This is a genomic window from Loigolactobacillus bifermentans DSM 20003 (assembly GCF_001434575.1).
GTDB classification, from domain to species: Bacteria; Bacillota; Bacilli; order Lactobacillales; family Lactobacillaceae; genus Loigolactobacillus; species Loigolactobacillus bifermentans.
The window spans coordinates 110,233-136,186 of the sequence record NZ_AZDA01000093.1 but is presented as its reverse complement, the minus strand read 5'-3'; the positions used below and the strand labels follow the sequence as shown (position 1 = coordinate 136,186).

General features: G+C 43.5%; 22 protein-coding genes. 2 read left to right on the top strand and 20 right to left on the bottom strand.

Features of this window, described 5'->3' with window-relative positions:
* Positions 1-140 precede the first annotated feature (140 nt).
* Complete coding sequence (dnaE, locus tag FC07_RS11320) at positions 141-3,473, bottom strand: DNA polymerase III subunit alpha (RefSeq protein ID WP_057905213.1); 3,333 nt, start codon at positions 3,471-3,473, stop codon at positions 141-143.
* Between the two features lie 130 nt (positions 3,474-3,603).
* Between dnaE and FC07_RS15675 the strand changes: the two genes are divergently transcribed.
* Positions 3,604-3,777, top strand: a complete 174-nt coding sequence (locus tag FC07_RS15675) for a DUF2929 family protein (protein ID WP_162255878.1) — start codon at positions 3,604-3,606, stop codon at positions 3,775-3,777.
* A gap of 50 nt (positions 3,778-3,827) precedes the next feature.
* Here FC07_RS15675 and clpB read toward each other — a convergent pair whose 3' ends face one another.
* From clpB to rpsU, 15 genes are all read right to left on the bottom strand, one after another.
* A complete protein-coding gene (gene clpB, locus FC07_RS11315; RefSeq protein WP_057905212.1) occupies positions 3,828-6,419 on the bottom strand; it encodes an ATP-dependent chaperone ClpB in 2,592 nt (863 codons plus the stop codon).
* Between the two features lie 97 nt (positions 6,420-6,516).
* The gene (gene pepT / locus FC07_RS11310) at positions 6,517-7,758 is read right to left on the bottom strand and encodes a peptidase T (protein WP_057905211.1); all 1,242 of its coding nucleotides are present in this window, start codon (positions 7,756-7,758) and stop codon (positions 6,517-6,519) included.
* Positions 7,759-7,780: 22 nt separating this feature from the next.
* A complete protein-coding gene (locus FC07_RS11305; RefSeq protein WP_057905210.1) occupies positions 7,781-8,911 on the bottom strand; it encodes a Nif3-like dinuclear metal center hexameric protein in 1,131 nt (376 codons plus the stop codon).
* Positions 8,908-9,606: a tRNA (adenine(22)-N(1))-methyltransferase gene (locus FC07_RS11300; protein ID WP_057905209.1), complete on the bottom strand. Its 699-nt coding sequence runs from the start codon at positions 9,604-9,606 to the stop codon at positions 8,908-8,910. The genes FC07_RS11305 and FC07_RS11300 overlap by 4 nt, the downstream gene beginning before the upstream one ends.
* Positions 9,607-9,732: 126 nt before the next feature.
* Positions 9,733-10,839: an RNA polymerase sigma factor RpoD gene (gene rpoD / locus FC07_RS11295; protein ID WP_057905208.1), complete on the bottom strand. Its 1,107-nt coding sequence runs from the start codon at positions 10,837-10,839 to the stop codon at positions 9,733-9,735.
* Positions 10,840-10,862: 23 nt separating this feature from the next.
* The gene (dnaG, locus tag FC07_RS11290) at positions 10,863-12,695 is read right to left on the bottom strand and encodes a DNA primase (RefSeq protein WP_057905207.1); all 1,833 of its coding nucleotides are present in this window, start codon (positions 12,693-12,695) and stop codon (positions 10,863-10,865) included.
* Between the two features lie 236 nt (positions 12,696-12,931).
* Positions 12,932-15,013, bottom strand: coding sequence for a glycine--tRNA ligase subunit beta (gene glyS / locus FC07_RS11285; protein ID WP_057905206.1), 2,082 nt, complete (start codon positions 15,011-15,013; stop codon positions 12,932-12,934).
* A gap of 21 nt (positions 15,014-15,034) precedes the next feature.
* On the bottom strand, positions 15,035-15,931 hold the full coding sequence (glyQ, locus tag FC07_RS11280; protein ID WP_057905205.1) for a glycine--tRNA ligase subunit alpha: 897 nt from the start codon (positions 15,929-15,931) through the stop codon (positions 15,035-15,037).
* A gap of 277 nt (positions 15,932-16,208) precedes the next feature.
* On the bottom strand, positions 16,209-16,982 hold the full coding sequence (gene recO, locus FC07_RS11275) for a DNA repair protein RecO (RefSeq protein ID WP_057905204.1): 774 nt from the start codon (positions 16,980-16,982) through the stop codon (positions 16,209-16,211).
* A gap of 21 nt (positions 16,983-17,003) precedes the next feature.
* Positions 17,004-17,918 carry a GTPase Era gene (gene era, locus FC07_RS11270; RefSeq protein ID WP_057905203.1) on the bottom strand — a complete coding sequence of 305 codons (915 nt, stop codon included), beginning with the start codon at positions 17,916-17,918 and terminating at the stop codon, positions 17,004-17,006.
* Between the two features lie 3 nt (positions 17,919-17,921).
* Entirely contained in the window at positions 17,922-18,323 is a 402-nt protein-coding gene (locus tag FC07_RS11265; protein WP_338040275.1) for a diacylglycerol kinase family protein, read from the bottom strand.
* Positions 18,301-18,777 (bottom strand): rRNA maturation RNase YbeY, encoded by a 477-nt coding sequence (gene ybeY, locus FC07_RS11260; protein ID WP_057905202.1) that lies wholly within the window; start codon positions 18,775-18,777, stop codon positions 18,301-18,303. The genes FC07_RS11265 and ybeY overlap by 23 nt, the downstream gene beginning before the upstream one ends.
* A 15-nt stretch (positions 18,778-18,792) precedes the next feature.
* Positions 18,793-19,767, bottom strand: a complete 975-nt coding sequence (locus FC07_RS11255) for a PhoH family protein (RefSeq protein ID WP_057905201.1) — start codon at positions 19,765-19,767, stop codon at positions 18,793-18,795.
* A 180-nt stretch (positions 19,768-19,947) separates the two neighbouring features.
* The gene (locus FC07_RS11250; protein ID WP_057905200.1) at positions 19,948-20,394 is read right to left on the bottom strand and encodes a GatB/YqeY domain-containing protein; all 447 of its coding nucleotides are present in this window, start codon (positions 20,392-20,394) and stop codon (positions 19,948-19,950) included.
* 27 nt (positions 20,395-20,421) lie between these two features.
* A complete protein-coding gene (rpsU, locus tag FC07_RS11245) occupies positions 20,422-20,598 on the bottom strand; it encodes a 30S ribosomal protein S21 (protein WP_057905199.1) in 177 nt (58 codons plus the stop codon).
* A gap of 203 nt (positions 20,599-20,801) precedes the next feature.
* Between rpsU and FC07_RS11240 the strand changes: the two genes are divergently transcribed.
* On the top strand, positions 20,802-21,629 hold the full coding sequence (locus FC07_RS11240) for a pyruvate, water dikinase regulatory protein (RefSeq protein WP_057905198.1): 828 nt from the start codon (positions 20,802-20,804) through the stop codon (positions 21,627-21,629).
* Between the two features lie 46 nt (positions 21,630-21,675).
* Here FC07_RS11240 and FC07_RS11235 read toward each other — a convergent pair whose 3' ends face one another.
* From FC07_RS11235 to aspS, 4 genes are all read right to left on the bottom strand, one after another.
* Positions 21,676-22,566, bottom strand: a complete 891-nt coding sequence (locus tag FC07_RS11235; RefSeq protein ID WP_057905197.1) for a deoxyribonuclease IV — start codon at positions 22,564-22,566, stop codon at positions 21,676-21,678.
* A gap of 22 nt (positions 22,567-22,588) precedes the next feature.
* Complete coding sequence (locus FC07_RS11230; RefSeq protein WP_057905196.1) at positions 22,589-23,464, bottom strand: YitT family protein; 876 nt, start codon at positions 23,462-23,464, stop codon at positions 22,589-22,591.
* 77 nt (positions 23,465-23,541) lie between these two features.
* The gene (gene msrA, locus FC07_RS11225; protein WP_191981093.1) at positions 23,542-24,057 is read right to left on the bottom strand and encodes a peptide-methionine (S)-S-oxide reductase MsrA; all 516 of its coding nucleotides are present in this window, start codon (positions 24,055-24,057) and stop codon (positions 23,542-23,544) included.
* Between the two features lie 117 nt (positions 24,058-24,174).
* Positions 24,175-25,953, bottom strand: a complete 1,779-nt coding sequence (gene aspS / locus FC07_RS11220) for an aspartate--tRNA ligase (protein WP_057905194.1) — start codon at positions 25,951-25,953, stop codon at positions 24,175-24,177.
* Position 25,954: the final 1 nt, after the last annotated feature.

Sequence of the window (25,954 nt, the reverse complement as noted above, 5' to 3'; positions counted from 1 at the left end):
TCTTATTTGTTAGAGGTTAGACAAACGCGTGTCAAACCAATTATCTGTCTTATCCTCGAACCCAGAAATCATTTTAACACTTTTCTGAAAATATGTCTCTTGAAATTAACTATTTTCAGGAAAAAAGCGGTTTAATCATATTATTTAGCTTTTCTTTGCAAAGCAACATTGTCTTTTCCAAGTATTTCTTTCAATTGCTGCACAAATGATTCGGTTAAATGAACATCAAAATGGCGATGAAGCAGAATCTTTTGCCCAGTATCCGGTTCAAAAATCACAACCCCACTGCGTCCAGGTGACCGCTTGAGCAAATCGGGAATGGTTTGTCGCAACGGCGATGTAGCGGGAATCTTTAAAAACAGCCTGGTTTGCGCTGCTTGCAACAAGTCATCTGCTGACTGAAAACGACGGGCAATCAATTGAATTTGACCGCGATCTGCTGTTACTTTGCCTGTCACCCACAATACTTGATCCACCACTAGTAGGTCCACCGTTTGGCGATACACCTCTGGGAAACACGTGATGTCTAACTCTGCCGTTGCATCCTCACCGGTAACAAAAGCCATTTCCTGCCCTCGTTTTGTACGGATCACCTTCACCCGTTTGATCAAAACGAGCATTTGTACTGTTTGATCCGGAACAAGATCAGGAACATTGGTAAACGTCTCATGTTGACTTAAGGCAGCATATTTTTCAACTGGATGCCCTGACAGATACGCACCTAAATATTGTGCTTCAAAATTAAGTTTTTCTTTTAAACTAAAATCAAACATTTGCTTGGGCTTTGGCGCTAATTCACTTAACAGTTCCTGGTTGGTACCGCTCAGTTTCAAAGCCGCAATCAATTCAGGTGCTTGATTCAATAATGCCTTACGATTGGGATTAAAATCGCGTAGTGCATTGGTGTAGATCAAAGGTTCTAAATCAGCTATTTTTAACCATTTATCACCTAAACGGCGTAAATAATCGGCTAAAGAATGGAATTTTCCGCCAGTTGCACGTGCTTGCAAAATCGCTTGAACATAATCTTTTCGCAACCCATGAATGCTATTTAACCCAAACTGGATGGTTTGTTGCTGCACCGTAAAATCCAATTCACTTTGATTCACGTTAGGTGCCAAGATCTTAAGGTGACGCTGACGTGCTTCCAACAAATAGCGCTTGGTCTTCTGGCCTTGATTACCGGTTGCATTTAACAAAGCCGCAAAAAAAGCCGCTGGATAATGGGCCTTTAAATAGGCGAGTTGAAAGGCAATCATGCTGTATGCCACGGCGTGAGAGCGATTAAACCCATAATTGGCAAAACGCTCAATATACTGATACATTTTCTGAGCGTCAGTCGCATCATAGCCACGTTGCTGGGCGCCTTTTAGAAACGCTGTTTGCTGCGCGTCAATCACGCTTTTTTGCTTCTTACTCATGGCACGCCGCAAACTGTCGGCTTCCCCTAACGTAAAGCCACCCATTTGTGCGGCAACTTGCATGACTTGTTCTTGATAAACCAAGATACCATAAGTTGGCGCCAAAATAGCCTCGATTTTGGCATCGGGATAATGCCCATGTTGCTGGGCATGTTTTCGCTTAATAAAAATTGGAATATTGGCCATCGGTCCCGGTCGATACAAGGCATTCACCGCCACAATATCTTCAAAATCAGTCGGTTTCAGTGTTTGCAGCACCCGTTTAATGCCTGCTGACTCAAATTGAAAGACACCATTGGTATCTCCTTTTTGAAAAAGTGTCAGTGTTTCCGGATCATTTAGTGGGATCTCAGTAACGTCAAAAGACCGTCCTAACTGTTGCGTCACCAGTGCCAGTGTATTGGCTAAAATGCTTAAATTACGCAGGCCTAAAAAGTCCATTTTCACCAAACCAATGGTGGCCACATCGCCCATAGCAAACTGCGTCAATTCAATGCCGTTACTGCCTGACTGAAGCGCTAAATAATCTGTGAGATTGTGATTGCTTAAAATAATGCCTGCTGCGTGAGTAGAATAGTGCCGCGGCAAGCCTTCTAATTGTTGTGCGATCTTGAATAACAACTGATTGTGCTCGCTGTCACTCACCAAATTACGCAACTTCAATGACGTATCATAGGCCGTTTTCAAATCAATGTGCAAGGTATTGGGTACTGCTTTAGACCAACGATTCAATGCCACCTGCGACAAACCTAACACCCGGCCAACATCGCGGAGCGCCTGTTTTGCGGCCAGTGTGCCATACGTCATAATTTGGGCCATATGGGTTTGACCATATTTGTTATACACATAATGCAACAACTCTTCCCGCCGATTATCTGGAATATCCAAATCAATATCAGGCAAATTGCGACGTTCTGGGTTTAAGAAACGCTCAAATAGTAGTTGATAGGCCAATGGGTCCACTTCTGTAATCGTCAGTGCATACGCCACCAGTGAGCCTGCAGCTGAACCACGACCAGGTCCCGTAATAATTCCCACCTGATGGGCGTGGTGCATGACGTCCCAAATAATCAAAAAATAGTCTGCAAAACCCATTTTTGTGATGACTTGTAATTCATAATCCAATCGTTGCTGATAAGTAGACGGTATAGTCTGATCCGGAAAACGCCGTGCTAAGCCTTGTTGCGCGACCTGTTTCAGATACGCTTCACTGGTGTTTTCACCTGGCACTGGAAAGCGTGGCAATAGATCTTGATGCAAGGTCAACGTCACTTGACAGACCTGCGCCAATTGTTCTGTTGCTGCAACAGCAGCGGCTAAATCAGCTTGTTGGTAGCGTTCGGTCACTTCAGCGGCCGGTGCTAAATAATGCAATCCGGCTTGATTGACTTGCTGTTTGGCCTCATTTGACAAAGGCGTTCCTGTGCCAATATGCTGTAATACAGTGGCGCTAAACGCATCCGTCGTATTTAAATAACGCACAACTTCTAAAGCAATTAATGGCACTTGGCAAGCATGGCTTAATGCTTGTAAAGCCGTCCGATTCGCCTGTCCAGCTGGTTGTAGCGTCACCCCTAATCCAAATAATGACGCACACTGTTGCTGTAGCATTGTCACATAATGTTGTGCCTGACTGGGATCCTGTTCCAATAATAGCGTTAATTCACTGGCTTCTGCAGGTACAACAACCGCAACATCATCGAGATAAGCTTGCAGCGTCGCCAGCGTCGGTGGTGTGTCATGCGTCATTAAATGACTGGATAATTTCAGTAGGTTGCGGTACCCCTGTTCATTTTTGGCAAAGCACAACAGTGGCCACGCTTGATCCGTTAACACAAGCCCTTGGGTGGCAATCGTCAAGCCGAAAATTGCCTGTAACTGCGCCGTTTGACAAGCCTGGTAGAAACTTAGCCAGCCAGAAGTCACTTGCTCATCTGTTAAAGCAATTGCCTGATAACCGCGTTCTTTAGCGGCTTGTACGTATTGTGTCACGGTTAACGGACTTTTTAACAGACTATTGGCACTGATCGTCTGTAGCTGAACAAATGTCATCGCCGCATCCCCTTTCGGTTATTCTGTTCCTTCAATTATACCAAATTTCAAACCAGCACTGTTGCGAAGCAGACTTTTGTTTTTAAATCAGCTATGCTAAAATAAATAAATAGCGAAAAGAGGTGTCATCGTGAAACAAGTATTTACTCTTATTTGGGCATTGATCTACGGTCAGCTCGTGGGCTATATTGGCTCTGCCGTTGTTGGGCGGCCATACAGTGCCGCGATGGCTGCAATGATCTCCGTTGTCTTTGCCGTTATTCTTTGGCTCGTACCAAAGGCAATGTCAACTGACCAAAAATAAGCCGTAACTAAAACGCCCTACCAAATTTGGTAGGGCGTTTTTGCATGCTGTTAGGCTTGGTTTTCAAAAATTAAATGGTCCTGTAATAAATTGATTCGAACCGTTGTGTGGGGTGCGACTCGCCCGGCAATGATTTCTTTGGCTAATGGTGTCTCCACTTCACGGGTAATAAAGCGCCGTAATGGGCGTGCGCCAAAAGCAGGATCATACCCTTTTTCGGCAATCCATTTTTTAGCAGAATTAGAAATCGTTAACGTAATCGCCTGATCGGCCAGTCGATTCGATAATTGTGCCAACATTTTCACCACAATTGCTTGCACATCGACTAAGCTTAAAGGGGTAAAGGTGATGACATCATCAATGCGGTTTAAAAATTCTGGTTTAAATTTGGTTTGGATCAATTGTTGGACTTGCTGATGGGCCGCTGGCGTAATTCGCCCGTCTTGATCGACACCGTCTAACAAAATTTCGGAACCTAAATTAGATGTCATAATGATCAGTGTATTTTTAAAATCCACTGTCCGGCCTTGACTATCCGTCAACCGCCCGTCATCTAAGACTTGTAATAACAAGTTAAACACATCGGGATGCGCTTTTTCGATTTCATCTAGCAAAACGATCGAATAAGGGTTCCGCCGCACAGCTTCTGTTAACTGTCCGCCTTCTTCATAGCCCACATAGCCTGGTGCTGCACCAACCAACCGTGAAACAGCATACTTTTCCATATATTCGCTCATATCAATACGCACCATATGGTCTTCTGCATCAAATAAATCTTCGGCCAGCGCCTTGGCTAATTCCGTTTTTCCGACCCCGGTAGGCCCTAAGAATAAGAAAGACCCCAGTGGCCGTGCTGGATCTTGTAACCCTGCACGTGACCGTAAAACAGCATTGGTAACGGCCGTCACCGCCTCATCTTGACCGACCACCCGTTCATGTAAGTGATCTGCCAAATGCAGTAGCTTTTCTCGTTCGCCTTGTACTAACTTCGTCACAGGAATCCCAGTTTCACGACTGACGACCCCAGCAATTTCATCTTCCGTCACCGACTCTTGCACTAACCAATCATCCGGCCGTTCTTCGGCTTCAGAATCTTGGAGTGCTTTTTCAAGTTCTGGAATCGTCCCATGCTGTAAGCGCGCGGCTTTTTCCAAGTCATAATTATTTTGTGCATCTTGCAGTTCACGTTTTGCTTGGTCCAATTGGCTTTTTTTATCGTTTAATGCCGCAATATCCTTTTTTTCCGATTGCCAGCGTAATTTCATTTGATTGGCTTCTTCACGCAAATCAGCTAATTGGGTTTGTAATTTTGTTAACCGTTCTTGGGAAAGCGCATCGGTTTCCTTTTTTAACGCAGCTTCTTCAATTTCCAATTGCATTAACCGTCGGGTCACTTGATCCAACTCGGTGGGCATTGAATTCATTTCCACATTGATGTTCGCACTGGCTTCATCCACTAAATCAATCGCTTTATCAGGTAAAAAACGATCCGTAATATACCGATCTGACAACGTTGCAGCTGCTACCAGCGCATTATCATGAATCCGGACACCATGGTAGATCTCAAATCGCTCTTTTAAACCACGCAAAATACTAATGGTATCTGCAACAGAAGGTTCTTTTACCAACACACGCTGAAACCGCCGTTCAAGTGCTTTATCTTTTTCCATGTACTGCCGGTATTCATCCAGTGTCGTCGCACCAATCAAATGCAACTCACCACGGGCCAACATCGGCTTTAATAAGTTGCCGGCATCCATACTACCTTCGGTTTTACCAGCGCCGACAATATTATGAATTTCGTCAATAAATAAAATAATTTGACCTTCACTTTTTTTGACGGCTTTTAAAACGCCTTTTAGCCGTTCTTCAAATTCACCGCGATATTTTGCCCCAGCAATTAAGGCACCCATATCCAAACTAAAGATGGTTTTATTTTTTAAGTTATCTGGCACATCTTTTTTGACGATTCGTTGGGCCAAGCCTTCCACAATCGCAGTTTTCCCAACACCAGGCTCACCGATCAATACCGGATTATTTTTCGTTTTACGGGATAAGATCCGAATCACATCTAAAATTTCGTCATCCCGACCGATAATCGGGTCTTGATCGCCTTTTCGGACGGCTTGTACCAAATCTGTACCATATTTTTCTAATGCTTGATATTGTGCTTCCTGATTTTTAGAGGTCACGCGTTCACCTGCTCGCATATCGTTTATTATTTTTTGTAATTTAGCAGTTGTCACTTGTTGTTGCTGTAAATATTGTGTTAACGGCTGTTGTGATAAGGTCATCAGCGCCAGCACAATACTTTCAGTGGCAACATAATCATCCTTGAAATCTGCGCTGATTTTTTCAGCCGCTTGAAAAAGTTGATAAAGATCTTGGCTCATGGTTTGTCCATACTGCACTTGACTGCCTTCAACGGTTGGTAAGGCCGCCAACTGCTGATCAACAGCCTGCTCAAACGCGTCAATGGCAACGCCTGCTTGTTCATAAATCTGACGTGCCAATTGTCCCGGTTGAATCAAAAATTTAAACAAGTGTGGGATTGCAATGGCTTGCTGATGGCGATGTTCCGCGATTTGTTGGGCCTCAGCAAGGGCGTCTTGTACCGCCTGAGTCATTTTCTCTGGATCCATAGTTATCATCCTTTCTCATCATCTAAAAAATCGACAATCACTTGTCGATTTCAGTGTAACTTTAATTTACCTAGCATGCATGAAATTTGCATCCAACTTAAGCCGGATTTGTGCCATTTAGCCGACTAATTTCAATAATCACATCCACTGCGTGCGCCATGACCTGCTGTGACACAAATTCATAACGACCATGCATGTTTTCAGGCCCTGCAAATAAATTCGGCGTTGGCAAGCCCATAAAAGAAAGTTTCGAACCATCTGTACCGCCGCGCACCGCTTCGGTTAAAGGCGTAATGTGTAAGTTTTCCATCGCTTGCCGTGCTAATTCAACCGGGCGCATATCTTGTTCCAAAATTTCGCGCATGTTGGCATACTGATCCCATAGCGTGATTGTCACCCGTGGCGTGTCATAACGGGCATTTAAACGCGCTGCGATTGCCTGCGCTAGCGCTTTCCGTTGTGCCAAACCATCCCGTTCAAAATCACGAATGATATAGGACATTTTAGCGGATTCAACCGTTCCCGTTAACTGGTCTAAATGGAAAAAGCCTTGCCGACCAGCCGTTTTTTCAGGGACTTCAGCAGCAGGCAGTGCATTTTGAAAATCAACAGCTAACTGTAAAGCATTCACCATTGTATCCTTTGCAGTTGCAGTGTGGACATTTTTACCTTGAATTTCAACGGTCAGCGCTGCTGCGTTAAACGTCTCATACTCCAACTGTCCCTCTGTACCACCATCAACGGTATACGCAAATGCCGCATTAAAATCCGCCACATCAAAGTGATCGGCACCAGTTCCAATTTCCTCATCTGGTCCGAAAGCAACGCGAATCGTACCATGTTTGATCTCAGGATGTTGCCCTAAATAAGCCATCGCCGTCATAATTTCGGCAACCCCTGCTTTATCGTCACCACCTAGTAATGTGCGACCGTCAGTGGTGATCAAAGTGTGCCCTTGATACGCTTTTAAAAACGGAAAATCCTTGGTATTTAACGTGTACTGACCGTCTGGATCCAGCGGAATCGTGCTATGACCATCGTAATGGGCCACAATTTGCGGATTGACACCTTCTGCATTAAAATCCGCAGTATCAAGATGTGCAATAAACCCAATCGTCGGCACCTTTTGGTCGAGATTACTAGGCAGTGTCCCAACCACATACCCATTTTTAGCTAAATAATGCACGTCTTGTAACCCAATCGTGCGCATTTCATCCCCTAATTGTTGCGCAAATGCTGCTAATTGTGGTGTTGACGGGATCGTTGTCGCATTTGGATCAGAACGTGTATTAACCTTTACATAGCGCAAAAACCGTGGAATTAGTGTTTCATAAGCCATTGTCATCGCTTCTTTCTTCTGATTAATCAGTCACAAACGAAAATGGATCTGTCGATAATTGTGACGGAATAAATTGAACCCCTTGCCAATCCTCAGCTTGCGCCCAATTTTCAAATAACGGGACTAAACGGGCCTTGACAATTTGTTCCACATGATGCCCAGGATCCATGACAGATAGCCCACTGGCCAACATATCATGTGCCGTATGGTAGTACACATCACCCGTTACAAATACATTCGCACCTTGTGCCAAAACAGCCGGATAGAATTTACCGCCATCACCACCGATAACGGCCACCCGTTTCACCAGTTCTGTTGGGTTTTGTGTCACAAGGCGTAAGCCATCAATTTGAAATGCTTGCCGGACAAAATGCGCATAATCTTGCACCGTCATTTCCGTATGTGGTCGACCAATACGACCAATGCCATAAGCTGGTCCCGTTTCACGCGCCAATGGGTATAAGTCATAAACCGGTTCTTCATAAGGATGGACTTTATGAATCAAATCCAGTGCTTGATCAATTTGTGTTTGATCTAAAATCACTTCTAATCGCGTTTCAGCAGCTGCCTCTGCCTGACCAGGCTGACCTAAATATGGATTGGCCGTGACTTCCGGTGTGAAATATCCGGTGCCATTTATCCCAAAGCTAGTCCCTTGATAGGCACCAATTTGACCAATTTTGGCTTGTGTCAACGCTTGGCGAACCGCTTCTTCATGTGTGGTCGGCACAAAAATGACTAACTTAAATTTGGTTTGAAAATGTTGGGGCTGTAACAAAGTAACATCACGTAGCTGTAATTGATCGGCTAACCAGTCATTCATGCCTCCTGCAGCCATATCTAAATTAGTGTGCGCCGCATAAACAGCAATGTGATTCGCTAACAATTTAGCATACATGGCATTTTGTGGGTTGTCTGTCACCAAATTACGTGCAGGCCGAAAAACGGCCGGATGATGGGCAAAAATAAAGTCCACTTGTTTCGCAATCGCCTCTTCTACCACTTCCGGGCGCACATCTAATGTCACTAAAACCCGATGGATCGACTGTTGTGTGGAGCCTAACTGCATGCCAACTGGATCGCCTTTCATCGCGAGCCATTGAGGTGCAAACTGTTCAAATCGTTGAATAAACTGTGCCACTGTTGGTGTCATTGCCAAACCCCCTGAATCATTTTATTTTCTACTGTTAGTGCCGCTAATTTTTGGGATTGATCGCCGCGCGCATTGTGCCGTAAATTCGCCATAATTTTTTCGTTTGTATCATAGCGATGACGCCACTTAGCACGGAAAACTGGACTTTTTTCTTGCATTAAATAAGGCCCAAATTTTAAGGCCTGTGGCGAATACTGAATGGCCTGTTCAGCCAATTCTGCCACAATGATTTCATAAACGTGTTGCTCTTCAGCCACGATTGTTTCAGCTTTAATCTGGTACCGATGCGCGCCTAGCCACTGACGGACCAGATCTTCTTGGATATTCGGTTCCAAAATCAAGCGTTGAATGCCAGTTTCATGCGGTTGACCGGCTGTTAAAATATCACAGATCAACTGCCCGCCCATTCCTGCAATCACCACTGTATCCACCTGGTCTGCAGGCCGAATTGCAGCTAAACCGTTTGCCAACCGTGGTTGGATCTGCTGAGTCAAACCGGCAGCCTCAATCGCCTGTTTCGCTCGGCTTAACGGTCCCGGAATTACCTCACCGGCAATCGCAAATTGAATTTGACCGGTTTGCACTAAATGAACCGGCACCAATGCGTGATCGGAACCAATATCTGCCAAGCGACTGCCCTGTGGCACTTGTTGTGCAATTGCTGTTAATCTTTTTGTTAAATGAACTGGTTGCAAATTTGTCACCTTAACCTAACTTTACATTTTGTCTTTATTGTATCAAATAAGCGCCTGATTTAACAAAGGAATCCCATTAAAAAACACCGCCTGGCCAAGTGCCGAGACGGTGTTTTAAAAATCGCGTTATTCTAAGAAATCTTTTAACTGCTTCGAACGACTTGGGTGACGTAATTTCCGTAATGCTTTGGCTTCGATCTGACGAATCCGTTCACGGGTCACACCGAAAACTTTCCCAACTTCTTCCAAGGTCCGAGTACGCCCATCATCTAATCCAAAGCGTAACCGTAATACATTTTCTTCGCGATCTGTTAAAGTATCCAAAACGCTTTCCAATTGTTCTTTTAACAATTCGTAAGCCGCATGATCAGCAGGGCTGGTGGCATCTTGGTCTTCAATAAAGTCGCCTAAATGAGAATCATCCTCTTCACCAATTGGTGTTTCCAATGAAACAGGTTCTTGCGCAATTTTCAAGATCTCCCGAACTTTTTCGGTTGGCATATCCATTTCAGCCCCAATTTCTTCAGGAGTTGGTTCCCGGCCAAGGTCTTGTAATAACTGCCGTTGGATTCGAATCAACTTGTTAATGGTTTCGACCATATGCACCGGAATCCGAATCGTCCGTGCCTGATCGGCAATGGCACGGGTAATGGCCTGACGAATCCACCAAGTGGCGTAAGTTGAAAACTTAAACCCTTTGCGGTAATCAAACTTTTCAACAGCCTTCATCAGACCCATGTTACCTTCTTGAATCAAATCTAAAAACTGCATACCACGCCCAACATAACGTTTGGCAATTGAAACCACTAACCGTAAGTTAGCTTCTGCTAACCGTTGTTTGGCAACTTCATCACCTTGTTCGATTTTCAAGGCCAAAGCAACTTCTTGATCCGCTGTTAACAGCGATACCCGCCCAATTTCTTTTAAATACATCCGAACAGGGTCATTGATCTTAATACCTGAAGGTGCGGATAAGTTTTGAAGCTCCTTTTTCTTAACGGCCTTTTCCTTTTTCAAGCTCCGTTCAGAAGGTTCACCTTTTTCATCAACAACACTGATGCCCTGATCTTCAACTTTTTGGAATAATTTATCAATTCCAGAAGCATCTAAAGCAAATGGTGTCACAATCTTGTCCATCAAATCCTTTTCGGTGATCTGTTTGTCAGTCTTATAGTCTTTGATAACTTTTTTAACGGCATCATCATATTTAGTCGTTGTTGTTTTTTTAGTCATTTCATTATCCTCCCTATACACCCTTAGGCCGATAACGCCTCGATCTGCTTTTTCAAAGTCAATAGTTGTTGAAAAAGTCGCAGTGCCTGTTCATCGTCACCCATTTGATTTGCCTCATGCGCTTGTTGCTGCGCCTGTTTTAGCTTGGTTTCCAACTTAAAGCGCTGAATGGTCATCAGATCATCCGCTAATTGCGCTAAACCAGTGGTTTCATCAAAGGGCATTTGATCAATCTCGGCCGCTAAACTTTGCAAGTCATCTGACTTCGCATAATCCGAAAAAGCGGCAGCGTTAAACGTTTCGTTTGTTACAAAATAAGTTTGGCTGAGCGTATACAACATTTGATACGGGTCATGTACCATGACAAAATCAGTTTGTTGCATTAATTTGTCACGTGCCTGACGGTCATACCAAAATAGATGTAGCAAATCGCGTTCTGCTCGTTCAACACGATTTAAATGAACCTGTGTTGGTTGCTGCACGGTGGGTACCGTCGTTAATTGCGTTTGTAATGTTTGATCACGCTGACGGGTGGCATTGGCCAATAAGCGCTGTAATTGTCCCACCAACACGTCATACGATAAATTCAACGTTTGACTTAACTGATGAAGATAAACATCACGCTCGATTGTTGAATGAACCGTTAGCAACTCCTGCAATGCCGCTTCCGTATAAGCAATTTTATCTTGTTCATGATCTAACTTCTTGCCTTGACGCAAATAATTCAACCGAAAAGCAGTTGCAGTTAACTGACTTTCTTCGATTTTTTTACGAAAGCTTTCCGCTTGATATTTTTGAATGTACTCATCTGGGTCCAACTGTTCTGGTAAGGTGACAATACTCAGCTGAAAACGCTGATCTTGCCGTAGTAGTGTGATCACCCGGTTAGTGGCCGTCAGTCCTGGTAGATCGCCATCATAACAGACAATCAAATGGCCCGTTAAACGCTGCAGTTGGTGTAACTGTTCATTCGTCAAACTGGTGCCCATAGACGCCACACCATACTGAATACCGGCCCGATAAGCCGCAATCACATCCATAAATCCTTCAAATAGCACGACTTGCTTATGCCGCCTGATTTCAGGACGGGCAAGGTCTAAGTTAAAAAGGACATCCCGTTTATTAAATAATTTGGTTTCCGGACTATTTAAATACTTCGGCAACTGCGCAATTGGATGTAGCAAGCGCCCCGAAAAAGCAATCACCTGGCCTCTGGCATCCCGAATCGGAAACATTAATCGATCCCGAAAACGATCAAATAAAGACCCGTCCTCACGCTCTGAAAATAAACCAGATTGTCTTAAGAGTTGAAAGTCAACTTTTTTCTCTTGAAAGAAGCGAAGCAACAAATTATCCTGATCAGGCGCATAGCCGACTTGAAACGTTTTTAATTGCGTCTCGTCTAACTGACGTTGCTGTGCGTAGGCCAGCGCTTCCTCACCGGCTTCTGTATTTAACAACACATGTTGAAAGAGTGTTGCGGCAGCTTGGTAAAGCTGCAATAATTCCGTTTTAATTGGATCTGCTTTAGGCTGTGGGCGTGTTTCTTGAAAAGCGCTAAGGTCAACGTCAACTTGACCCAATTCCGCAACCTTTAAAACAGCCGCCGGAAAATCAATTTGTTCAATTTCCATGATAAATCGAAACACATTGCCGCCACGGTGACAACTAAAACAATTAAAAATCTGCTTATCCTCCGCCACTGAGAAAGAAGGTGTCTTTTCCTCTTGAAAAGGACATAGCCCAAAAAGGTTTTTGCCAGATTTTTTAAGTGTTACATATTGGCCGACAATATCGGTAATATTCACCGAGTCACGAATTTGATCAATAACTGCCTCTGGAATTCGAGTCGCCAAACGTTTCACCTCCGCCCAAACATCATCCCTGGGCTTTCAAAAAACAGCCCCAAGCGTTAAAAACCGCACCCTCGTTAAAAAGTGCGACCTTTGCTAGATTATCATACGCAAAAATACTATTCTACTTTAACATAAAATAAAGCTTGGTACAATAATTTTGCTTAGAATAAACCTATTATATAATTTTTCGTCAAACAGTAGTCCTAGTTTAGCATAATCCCGATTTAAAAGAAAGCTTACTTCACGATCAACTGCTTTAGATCACCCACTTGGAAAATCAAACGGGCTAATTGTGTTAATTGTGCCAACCGATTTTGCCGCACAGCGGTGTCATCAACCATTACCATCGTTGCTTCAAAATAAGCATCAATTGCTGGTTCCAAGTTACGCAACGCCGTAAAGTTTTCAGCAATACTGCGATTATCTGCCTCCGCAGCAACGGCATTGACGGCATCATACAATTGTTGTTCGGCGTCATTTTCAAATAAATCAGGATTAACGGCAACCACTTCATCCGCTGTAAAGTCGGCTTTCGTGGCCAAACGCATCACCCGCGTCAATGCTTCAATATTTTCTTTGAAGTTGGCATCATCTTTATGTTGATCGATTGCTTGGGCAGCCTCAAACATTTTTTCAATGTCGCCATCGCGGTTCGCCAAAACGGTATCCACAATATCATAACGCATCTGATGATTGCCAAACCACTGCCGAACACGGTCTGCAACGAATTGACGTAATTCATCGGCCGTTTTGCTGAAGTCTAAATTAAAAGTGGCTTGATGTTCGGTTAAAACTTGCTTCATTTCTTGTTGGAACTTCCCAGTCGCAAAATGCCATTTACGTTCGTGCAAGATACGTACAATACCAAAAGCTTGACGCCGCAACGCATAAGGGTCGTTTGAACCCGTTGGGATCATACCAACTGCAAAGAAGCTCATCATGCTGTCAAATTTATCTGCAATCGCCAACACAGCGCCTACTTTGGTCGCTGGTAAAGCGCCATCAGCAGAAATCGGCATGTAATGTTCGCGAATTGCCGTGGCAACGGCTGGTGTCTCACCTTGTAATAAGGCGTACTTTTCACCCATGATCCCTTGTAATTCAGAGAATTCCCCGACCATTCCGGTAACGAGATCAAATTTATAGATTTCACTTGCCCGTTGTAAATCAGCTAATTCAGTGTCCGTTAAATGAACTTGTTTCCCAAATGCTTGGGCAATCAGTTGGACCCGCTGCATCTTTTCATAAACGGAGCCGATCTTGTCATGGAACGTCACCGACTTCAACCGTTCAACATCATCTGCAATGGTTTGTTTTTGATCTTCATGGTAGAAAAACGCTGCATCTTCTAACCGTGCGGTCAAGACTTTTTCATTCCCAGCAATGACATTTTCCAAGTATTGGTCATTCCCATTACGAACAGAAATAAAAATTGGTAATAACTGACCTGCTTGATTCCGGGCATAGAAATAACGTTGATGGTCCTTCATGGAGGTGATCAAGACTTCATCTGGCATTTCCAAATATTTTGGATCGAATTGACCACTAAAAGCAGTTGGATATTCGACTAAATTGACAACTTCCTCCAACAAATCTGGATCCAAGTCCACTTGCCAATCATGTGCGGTTGCAATCGCTTTGATCTGTGCTTCAATTTTAGCCTGGCGAACGGCTGGTTCCACAATCACAAATTGCGCGGCTAAAGCCTGCACATAATCAGTGGCTTGTGCTAATGTCACAGGTTGTCCTAAGAAACGATGGCCTTGTGTTTCCCGACCTGTTGCGATTTTTAAGATCTTAAATGGTACCACTTGATCATCAAGTAACGCCACTAGCCAATGAATCGGCCGAATATATTCAAAATCATTGGCACCCCAATGCATATTCGTTGGGAACGTCATCGCTATGACAACGTCTTTCATCCCCGTTAACACATCTGCGGCAGGTTGCCCTGGAATAAATTTGTTTAAGAAAACATATTCCTCTCCTTTTTGTTCTTTAAAGGTAATGTCATCCGTGGTCATGCCTTGGCCACGAACAAACCCTTGTGCGGCCTTGGTCCATTCACCAGCATCATTTTGGGCAATCCGCTTCGCTGGTCCGCGCACTTCTTTTTTAACATCGGTTTGTTGATCGGCAACGCCGTTGACCTGCACGGTTAAACGCCGTGGTGTTGCGTATGAAACAATATCGGTATAATCCAAGCGATTTTCTTTTAAAAATTCCTGCGTGCGTTTCACCAATTGTAACCGGCTAGGCGTTACCACGTGAGCAGGCATTTCTTCTAATCCAATTTCCATTAAAAATGTATGTGCCACAATTTTATCCCCCTTTACGATTTATGCCTGAGCCGGTTTGTCTTTTAACAATGGGAAACCCAGTTCTTCCCGTTCACTGACAAACGCCCGGGCCACTGAACGCGCCATATTCCGGATCCGTGACAGGTAACCTGCCCGTTCCGTAACACTGACGGCACCGCGTGCATCTAATAAGTTAAACGTATGGCTACATTTTAAAATGTAATCATAGGCTGGATGCACCAAACCGTTTTTAATTTGTTTCTTTGCTTCTTTTTCATACATGTCAAACAATTGTAACAACATGTCTTGATTGCTTTCTTCAAAAGAATATTTTGAATTTTCATATTCAGGTTCTTTGAAAATTTCGCCGTATTTAACGCCATCGCCCCATTCAAGGTCAAAGACACTGTTCACATCTTGGATGTAAGACGCTAAGCGTTCGATCCCATACGTGATTTCAGAAGTAACAGGCTTTACATTTAAACCACCAACGACTTGGAAGTAAGTAAACTGGCTGACTTCCATACCGTCTAACCAAACTTCCCAACCCACACCGGCGCAGCCCATCGATGGGTTTTCCCAGTTGTCTTCAACGAAACGAATATCATGTTCCAACGGTTCAATCCCTAAAGCCCGTAAACTGTTTAAATAGCGTTCTTGAATATCATCTGGTGAAGGTTTCATCACAACTTGGAACTGATGATGTTGGTATAACCGATTCGGGTTGTCCCCGTAACGCCCGTCTGCAGGTCGGCGTGAAGGCTCAACGTAAGCCGCATTCCAAGGTTCTGGCCCAATCGCCCGTAAAAACGTATACGGACTCATGGTCCCGGCCCCTTTTTCTGTATCGTAGGCTTGCATTAACATACAACCTTGTTCGCCCCAAAAGCGCTGTAACGTCAAAATCATTTCTTGAACATTCAACTTATGATCCATTTTGGATCCCCTTTCTGCGTGCTTGGCTAGGTTTTCACGGCAATTAAAAATCCCTATGTAAATCAAATATGATCTACATAGGGACGAATTATTCGCGGTTCCACCCTAGTTCCAGTTTTCACTGACACTTTTTTATTTCATTAACGCTCCGAGAATGCCCTGCTTTGTGTCTGTTCTCTAGCTTACACTGATCTAGAGTCGCTGTTAACAGTCCCTCAAAACTTCTGTCTCATCATTGCTAAATACGTTGTCATTCTACTGACTTTTCATAAAATTGTCAATCCGGTTTAAGAATTTGGTCCCAATCTGCCATGTGATCGATAAATTTTTTACTTTTTAAAGACACACCGACTGTATCCCGGTAAATCTGATCAATGATGCGCCGCAATTCTTTTTTAGTAGCAGGCTTCAATTGAATCGAATGTAATTTAGGCAAGTCGACAATTGAAAACTGCCGCAAAAAATAAATCGCCCGTTGACTGGCATGAAACCGATAGGGGTCAAGTTGCCAGTGTTGCTGGCACAGTAACCCCCCATATTTTTCAGAGTAATCAAATGGTAGATCCGTGCGCTGACAGACGACACAGCTTTCCCAATAAGGGGCCACACCAAACACGGTTAACAGTTGAATTTCATTGATGTTTGTAATAATTTCTGGGTCAAACCCATCATCAATTAATTTCAGCGCCCACTGCGCTTGCTGGTACCATTTGGGAATGGCCTGTCCGTCTGGAAAGGCCACATCGATCAAATTCAAAATGTAAGTCGCATATGCATTTAGCTGAATATCCTGACTAATACTTTGAAACTGTCGGTATTCCTGGGCACTGTTAATAAACGACAGGCCTTCCTCCGAAATCGAACCAGTATAACGACCACTGGTAAATGGCAAAATAGCCGCAGCTAAACGAAACCCACGCTTACGCGCACCACGAATAAAAAACATATGCTTACCATACGTATCCGTTAAGAGCTTTACCAACATATCCCGTTCGCGATAGTCTTTGCGCATTAACACCAGGCCATCAAACGTCGCAATTTCACGCGCCATTTTTGATCAACTCACTCAAGTTTAATAATCTTTCTTCCGATAACCTAATTCATCTAAATAACGTTGGTTGTCACGCCAACCTTTATCGATTTTCACCCATAACTGCAAGAAAACCTGATCACCTAGTAAGTTTTCAATATCATGCCGCGCACGGGTCCCGATTTCTTTGAGCATTTTACCGCCCTTACCGATGATAATGCCTTTTTGCCCTGCGCGTTCAACAATAATCGTCGCTTCAATTCTCAATAGGCCTTTGTTATCGGGACGCATGCGTTCCACCATCACAGCCACAGAATGCGGGACTTCATCCCGCGTTAACTGTAAAATCTTTTCTCGAATTAATTCCGCTACCACAAAGTATTCCGGATGATCGGTCATTTGGTCAGCTGGGTAATACTGTGGGCCTTGGGGGAGTTGTTTTTCAAGGGTCTGCAGCAATTGATCTACATTGTTGCCTTGTAAGGCTGAAATCGGGTAAACCCCAGCAAAATCCATTTCCTGCTGATAGCCAGCGACAAATGGTTCCAGATCATTTGGATGCACCGTATCAATTTTGTTAACGACCAAGTAAACGGGTTGTTTAACCGCCCGTAATTGCTCTAAAATAAATTGATCACCAGGTCCCTTTTTATCATTGGCACTGACCATAAAGAGCACGGCATCCACTTCTTTTAAAGAAGAAGTCGCTGCGTTCAGCATGAATTCATCCAACTTATTAGCTGGTTTATGAATCCCAGGTGTATCAATAAACACGATCTGTGCTTGTGTTGTTGTGTAGATCCCTTGAATCTTATTCCGAGTGGTTTGCGCCTTATTGGACATAATTGCCACTTTCTCACCAATGATTCGGTTTAAAAATGTTGATTTTCCAACGTTAGGCCGCCCAACAATGGCCACAAAGCCGGAGTGAAAATCTTTTTGTTGAAGTTGATCCATAATTTACCTCTTTATCCAGTCTATAAAATGTGGGCCAAAAATCAATAGCCCTACCACTAAAGCAAACACTGCAGCCACTAAAACAGCACCAGCTGCCACATCTTTCGCATACTTAGCCGCCACCATATAATGCTTCACCGTTAACAAGTCCACTAACGACTCAACCACTGTATTTAACAGCTCACTTTGCAACACCCCAAAAATCGCAATGCACAACGCCAGCCATTCCCAGCGACTGAGGGTGACCCAAATACCTGCAGCAATCACCAATAGGCTCGCCAATAGATGAAAACGAAAATTACGCTCAGCCTGTAAAACAGCCCGCAAGCCTTGCACCGCATGCCGTAAGCTTTGACCAAAATGGCGATTTTTTTGCGTTTGTTTACCGTTTAAGCCCATATTCATCTAAAATTTTGCGCTGCAAATCAAACATTTCTTTCTCAGCAGCAGCAGAACGCATGTGATCATACCCATTTAAATGCAAAAAGCCATGGACCATGGTATAGCCTAATTCACGTTCAAAAGAATGGCCGTATTCGTCTGCTTGCTCCGCAACTTTATCCACAGAGACCATTAAGTCACCAATATTGCGTGGAATATCAGCATCGTCTGGTAAAATGATCACATCTTGATCCTCTGGGTCTTCTTCAATGGCAAAACTGATCACATCAGTTGGCCGATCTGTTTGGCGGTAGTCACGATTGATTTTTTGGATCTCATCGTTATGCATAAACGTCACTGACATTTCGGTGTTAGGGGCCAATTTTAAATATTCCCCACAAAAATCAATGATCTTTCGAACCAATTCTAAGTGTGCTTCTGAAACCGTTTGCGTTTCATCGATAATTTCTAAATCCAAATTTTTCCTCCAAATTTAAGCCTTAGGCTGAACTTCTGCATCTTCATAGGCCGCGATGATCCGGGCAACCACTGGATGTCGAACCACATCATTTGCTGAGAACTCCACAAACGCAACTTGCTTCACATTCGTCAAAATACGTTTGGCCTGCACCAACCCACTATTCGCATGGCGTGGTAAATCAATTTGTGTAATGTCACCGTTAACGATCATTTTTGACCCAAAACCTAACCGCGTCAAAAACATTTTCATTTGTGCCGGTGTGGTATTTTGTGCTTCATCTAGAATCACAAAAGCGTTCTCCAAAGTCCGACCACGCATATACGCTAATGGGGCAATTTCAATAACCTCGCGTTCCATTAATCGAGTGGTATGTTCTGCACCTAACACTGCATACAGCGCATCATAGATCGGCCGTAAATAGGGATCAACCTTTTCTTTAAGATCCCCTGGTAAAAAGCCTAAGCTTTCCCCCGCCTCAACCGCTGGCCGCGTTAAAATTATTTTTTCAACACTGCCTTGTTTTAAGGCCGCAACCGCCATCACAACTGCTAAGAAGGTTTTCCCAGTACCAGCTGGGCCAATGCCAAATGTAATGTCGTTTTGACGCACTTGCGTTACATATTGCCGTTGGCCAAAATTTTTGACCCGAATTGGTCGGCCTTTACGGTCTTTGATCAATTCCGTACGATACAGTTCTTGGTAATACTCTAATGTGCCGCGTTGTGCCATTTTAATGGCACTCACAACATCTGCTTGGCTAATTTTAATGCCTTGATGATCAAGTTGTAATAAATTTTGTAAAATCGCGTAAACTTGGCTCGCCGCTTCTGACAAACCCGTAATTTTGATCACGTCACCAAATGCGTTTAACGTGACATGGAACCCGTCTTCTAGCAGCGTAAGAAAGCTGTCTTGGTTCCCCATTAAATTAATTGCTTCATCAGGATTACTGACGCGAAATTCTTTCGTTACTTGTCCTTCAGTCAAATATGAGACCCCTTTACCGTTTTCTGCTGACGATCATGTCAGTCACTACTTAAAAATAATAGCACAACCCTCACAAAAAAACAGCTTTCGGCTTAGCCAGCCTTAAAATTTATGCAGGGTGCTGGTCACAATCAAGCGCATAAAAATAGTGTTGTCTGAATGAATCAGACAACACTATTTTTACTTCGTTAAAGCAGCTTTTACTAATCGGTTCACTAAGGAACCATCAGCGCGACCCTTAACCTGTGGCATGAGCGCCTTCATCACTTTACCAAAATCTTTTGTTGATTGTGCCCCAGTATCAGCAACGACTTGGTTGACCAAGTCCTGAACTTCAGCTTCACTCAACGGTTGTGGTAAGTAATGTTGGACAATTGCAATCTCGCCCTGCAAATCAGCAACTAAATCCTCACGATCAGCTTTTTCAAACTCAACTAATGATTCTTTACGTTGCTTCAATTCAGTGGCTAATACCGCAAGCTCATCCTGTTCTGATAAGTCATGGCCAAGTTTAATGCGCTCATTGGTAACAGCAGCCTTTAACATCCGAACGGTTGCTAAAGTTGCCTTATCACGATTTTTCATAGCCGTCTTTAAATCAGTATTTAAGGTTTCAAGCAGACTCATGTTGATTTTCAGATCCTTTTAGCAGAATTAGAACTTTTTACGTTTCCGTGCTGCTTCAGATTTCAACTTACGTTTGACGCTTGGTTTTTCGTAAAATTCACGTTTACGGTATTCTTGCAATGTACCACTTCTGGACACAGTGCGTCGGAAGCGCCGAAGAGCATCATCAAGAGACTCGTTTTTGCGAACGACTGTCTTTGCCATATGATATCCCTCCTTCCGAGCTCAAAAATGGAACCGCTTTGCAAGATTTCTCCACACAAAAACAATTCGAGGTTTATTATACAAAACCATTTCCCTAGCGTCAATATCGATTTTGAATATTCTTATTAAAAAATATTTTTTTCAAGGATTTCTATTGATATTCTGCTATGATAAGTAAAATTGCTTCTGAGAGGATGAGTCTTATGCCTGTTAAACAAGAAATCAAATTCTTTATTATTTCGGATTCCGTTGGCGAAACTGCATTGAACTTAACCAAGGCCGCTTTGGCCCAATATGCGAATGTTGATCCAATCTATTATCGTTTTCCTTTTACCAATACAGATCAACGTCTGGAAAGTGTGCTGAAACAAGCCTTGACCGAACAACCGATTTTGATTCATACCCTGGTCACAGGAGATCTTTCCAAAAAGATCAACCAATTCGCCAGCGATAACAACTTAACTTGTTTCGACTTGTTAAATCCAATTATGGATGAAATTACAAAACGAACACAAGAAAAGCCCCGTGGTGAGGCCGGTGCCATTCATCGCTTAAATGACCGTTATTTCGACCGTATTTCAGCGATGGAGTTTGCGGTGATGTATGATGATGGGAAAGACCCAAAAGGCTTCTTAGAAGCTGACATCGTCCTTTTAGGTGTTTCTCGTACTTCTAAAACACCGTTGTCATTATTCTTGGCCAATCGTAATTTAAAAGTTGCAAACTTACCTTTGGTGCCTGCAGCACATATCCCAGAACAATTATGGCAAGTTGACCCACAAAAAATTATTGGGCTGACCACTGACGTTTCCGTCTTGAACAACTTCCGCCGTGAACGCATGATTGCTTATGGCCTAAATCCCGATACTGCCTACTCTGATACACAACAGATCACAGCTGAATTAAGCTTTGCCAATGATTTGTATGCTAAATTAGGCTGTTATGTAATCAACACCGCGCATCGTTCAATTGAAGAAACCGCCACTTTGATCCTGGAACATTTAGGACTGGACAATTATAGTAAAGCCTAGCGTTCAAAAAGGCCGCCAAATCACACATTGATTTGGCGGCCTTTTTTTAACGTTCTCGAACGGCTTGTAACAAGTCTGGCATAAATTGTTGTGCCTGGAGCATTTTAATTTCTTCTCCATAAACGGGATATTTTTCACCTGAATCAGCAGTCAACCAGGGCGTTTCCATGATTTTGGGAATTGTCGCTAGCTGTTTATCATGTGCCACCGCATTTAAACAATCAAAGCCTAGCGTTCCAAGGCCTAAAATAGCGTGACGATCCTTATGACTTCCTTGCGGATTTTTGGAGTCATTGAGGTGCACGACTTTTAAATGTTCCAGGCCAATTGTCTGATCAAATTCCGCTAAGACGCCTTGAAAATCATCCTTCACTGCATACCCTGCATCACTGACATGGCAAGTGTCAAAACAAACACTGAGTTTATCCACAAGGTCCACTTGTGCCCGAATCGCGGCCAGTTCTTCAAAGGTGCGCCCGACTTCAGTGCCTTTGCCGGCCATGGTTTCCAAAGCGATCTGAACCGTTTGGTCCGGTCGCAAGACTTGATTTAAACCTTTGGCAATATTCGCAATGGCCGCATCTGCACCGGCGCCAACATGGGCACCAGGATGCAAGACGATCTGTTTAGCGCCTAACGCCTCAGCACGCAGCACTTCTTTTTTCAAAAATTCAACGGCAAACTCAAAATGATCTGGCCGTTTGGTATTGCCTAAATTAATGATATACGGGGCATGGATCACCAAAGCCTGTAACCCGTGTTCCGCCATGTAGGCTTGTCCCGCAGCAATCATTAAAGCTTCAATGGGCTTGCGGCGGGTATTTTGAGGGGCGCCAGTATAAATGCTAAATACATTTTCACCATAGCTAGCAGCTTCTTCCGCCGATCCTAAAAACATTTTAGGTGCTTTCATCCCCACGTGTGACCCAATGAGCATCTCATCACTTCCTTGTATTTCTTTAAACTGTTGGCTCATAAAAATGGCCTAAAATTTTGATCGTATCTGAAATGCTAACAAACGCGCGTGGGTCCGATTCTTGCATCGCCACCTGTAAGTCATGCATTTCATAACGTGAGATCACCGTAAATAAAATGGTCTTAGCATCATGTTGGTAAGCACCTTCGGCATCGTGCACAATGGTAATACCGCGGCGCATTCGATTTTGAATGTGATCGATCACATTTCGTGGTTGGTCAGTGACAATCATCACCTGCATTTTTTGTTGCCGCGTATAAACCATATCCATGACCTTGCCATTTACAAAGATACTCAACGCACTATAAAACGCATGCGGCCAACCAAAAACAAAGCCGGCTGCCAGGACAATAAAGACGTTAAACGTGATATTGATCGTCCCAATACTCCGCCCTGTTTTTTTGCGTAACACTAACCCAATGATGTCCAAGCCACCAGTCGAGATGCCATTTTTAAGCGCAAAACCAGTCCCAAAACCATTGACCACACCACCAAAGATGGCACAAATAATCGGGTCAAAGGTTAACTCAGTGATTGGCATCACTTTCATCATGATACTTGAGAAAATAACGGCTAAAAACGTAAAAAAAGTAAATCGTTTGCCAATTTGGCGCCACGCTAACACAAAAAGTGGCAAATTTAACAGGAACAACAGAATTGGCGTTGACAGCGTAAACGGTAAAAAGCGCTTGGTGATCGTCGCAAGTAACTGCGCAAAACCAGTAATACCAGATGCATAGATCTTACCTGGTTCCCAGAAAAAGTTCATTGCCACTGACACACAAATTGAATACAAAAAGGCTGTGGAAGCCCGGGTGGCCAGTTGATGTCGTCGCGCAATTTGCTGGAATTCATCCATGATTGTTAGCCTCTTTCATTAATAGTCCTTTTATCATAGCACAGACTCGCTTTCTGAAAGTGACTTTAAGTAAATCCTTATTCATCCCAGTGTTTTTTAATAAACGCTGCTCGACCAGCCGCTTCTTCCATTGCAAAGCGTTCGGGCTGCTTTTTGTAGAAATCTTGATGGGCTGCTTCAGCTGGATAAAATGGCTTTACCGCCTCAATTTGCGTCACAATTGGTTTATCAAAACGACCACTGGCAATTAATGCCTTTTTGGAAGCTTCCGCAATTTTCCGTTGCTGTTCATCTTTCACAAAAATCACCGGTCGGTAGTTATCACCGCGATCTTGAAATTGGCCCATGGCATCCGTTGGATCGGCCACTTGCCAATAAATACTGACTAATTTTTCATAAGGCATTATCACGGGATCAAACGTGATTTGAACGGCTTCGGTATGACCAGTAGTATGGCTGCAAACTTGTTCATAGGTTGGGTTAGGCACATGGCCACCGGTATAACCTGAAACCACCTTTTCAATTCCTGGTTGTGTATCAAACGGCTTCACCATACACCAAAAACAGCCGCCTGCAAAAATTGCTGTTTCCATGATTAAATTCCCCCTTATTTCAGTGATAGCTTCATTTTACGATAATTTGGTGAAATTGCATCTTTTTTGTTGTGCGAACGAAAAAGCCACCTGTTAAAGGTGACTTTTTCGCACAAACTATGCTTGATCTGGGTTGTAAACTGTTAAATCAAGGTCTAATAATTGTTTGTTAGAAACCCGTGTTGGGGCATCCGTTAATGGATCGCCTGCCTTGGAATTCTTAGGGAAGGCAATGACATCACGAATATTATCACGCCCTGCTAATAACATGGCAAAGCGATCTAACCCTAAGGCCAAACCACCATGTGGTGGGAAACCGAAGTCTAAGGCATCTAATAACCAACCAAAACGTTGTTTTGCCTGCTCTGGTGTAATGTTCAACGCACGTAACATCTTTTCTTGGGTATCACGATTATGAATCCGAATCGAACCGCCACCTAATTCATAGCCATTTAAGACGATGTCATAGCTTTGCGCATGGGCTTGGTGTGGATCTTCGCCTTCGTCTAAGTAATGGACATCTTCTTCGTTTGGCATGGTAAATGGATGATGCGCCGCAGTCCAGCGATGAATCCCTTCATCGTATTCAAATAATGGCCAATCAACGACCCAAATAAAGGCAAATTTAGATTGATCGATCAGGTCTAATTCTTTCGCAAAGAACTTACGTAAGTAACCTAAGGTATCCGCAACGACTTTACGCCGGTCAGCTGCGAATAACAACAGATCGCCACTTTTAGCGCCTAAACGTTCATTTAGGACGTCTTCTTGACCTTTGAAGAACTTGGCAATTGGACCGGTATAACCGTCATCCGTCATCTTCAACCAAGCTAAGCCTTTAGCGCCAAAACGCGTGACATAATCTTGGATCTTATCAATATCCTTACGCGAATACTTCTCAGCCGCACCAGGCACACAAATTCCTTTGACTTGACCGCCATCCGCAATGGCCTTGCTGAAGACTTTAAATTCAGTCTCCTTCATTAAGTCGGATAAGTCGGTTAATTCCATCCCGAAACGAATATCTGGCTTATCAGAACCAAAACGATCCTGTGCTTCTTGCCAAGAAATACGCGGAATTGGTGTGGTAATGTCAACACCTTTCGCTTGCTTCATAACAGCTTTCAACAAGCCTTCGGTTAACGTTTGGATTTCTTCAGCCGATAAGAAGCTGGTTTCCAAATCAATTTGGGTAAATTCAGGTTGGCGATCACCACGTAAATCTTCATCACGGAAGCAACGGGCAATTTGATAATAACGATCTAAGCCCGCCCCCATTAACAACTGCTTAAACAATTGTGGGGATTGTGGTAACGCGTAAAAATGGCCTGGATAAACACGAGAAGGTACTAAGTAATCGCGTGCACCTTCAGGCGTTGACGCTGTTAAATCCGGCGTTTCAACGTCAATAAAACCATTTTCATCTAAATAACGATGGGCCGCTTGGGTGATCTTATTCCGGATCAGCAAGCCATTTAACATTTCTGGCCGACGCAAGTCTAAATAACGATACTTCATCCGTAGGTCAGCCGATACATTAATGTCATCTTCAATATAAAATGGTGGTGTTTTCGCCTTATTTAAGATAACGGCATCGTGAATTTCAACTTCGATTTTACCAGTTGCCATTTTAGGGTTGATTGCATCAGCATCCCGTAAAGCAACTTTCCCTTTCGCCTGAATCACATATTCAGACCGCATGGAATCCGCAACTGCCCACGCATCATGACCAAATTCTTGACTGAAGACCAATTGAACAATGCCTTCACGATCGCGGAGGTCGATAAAAATCAAATTGCCTAAATTCCGGCGTTTTTGAACCCAGCCCATTAAAGTGACTTCTTGGCCGACGTATTTTTCGTCAACTAAGCCAGCATATGTTGTCCGTATTTCCATT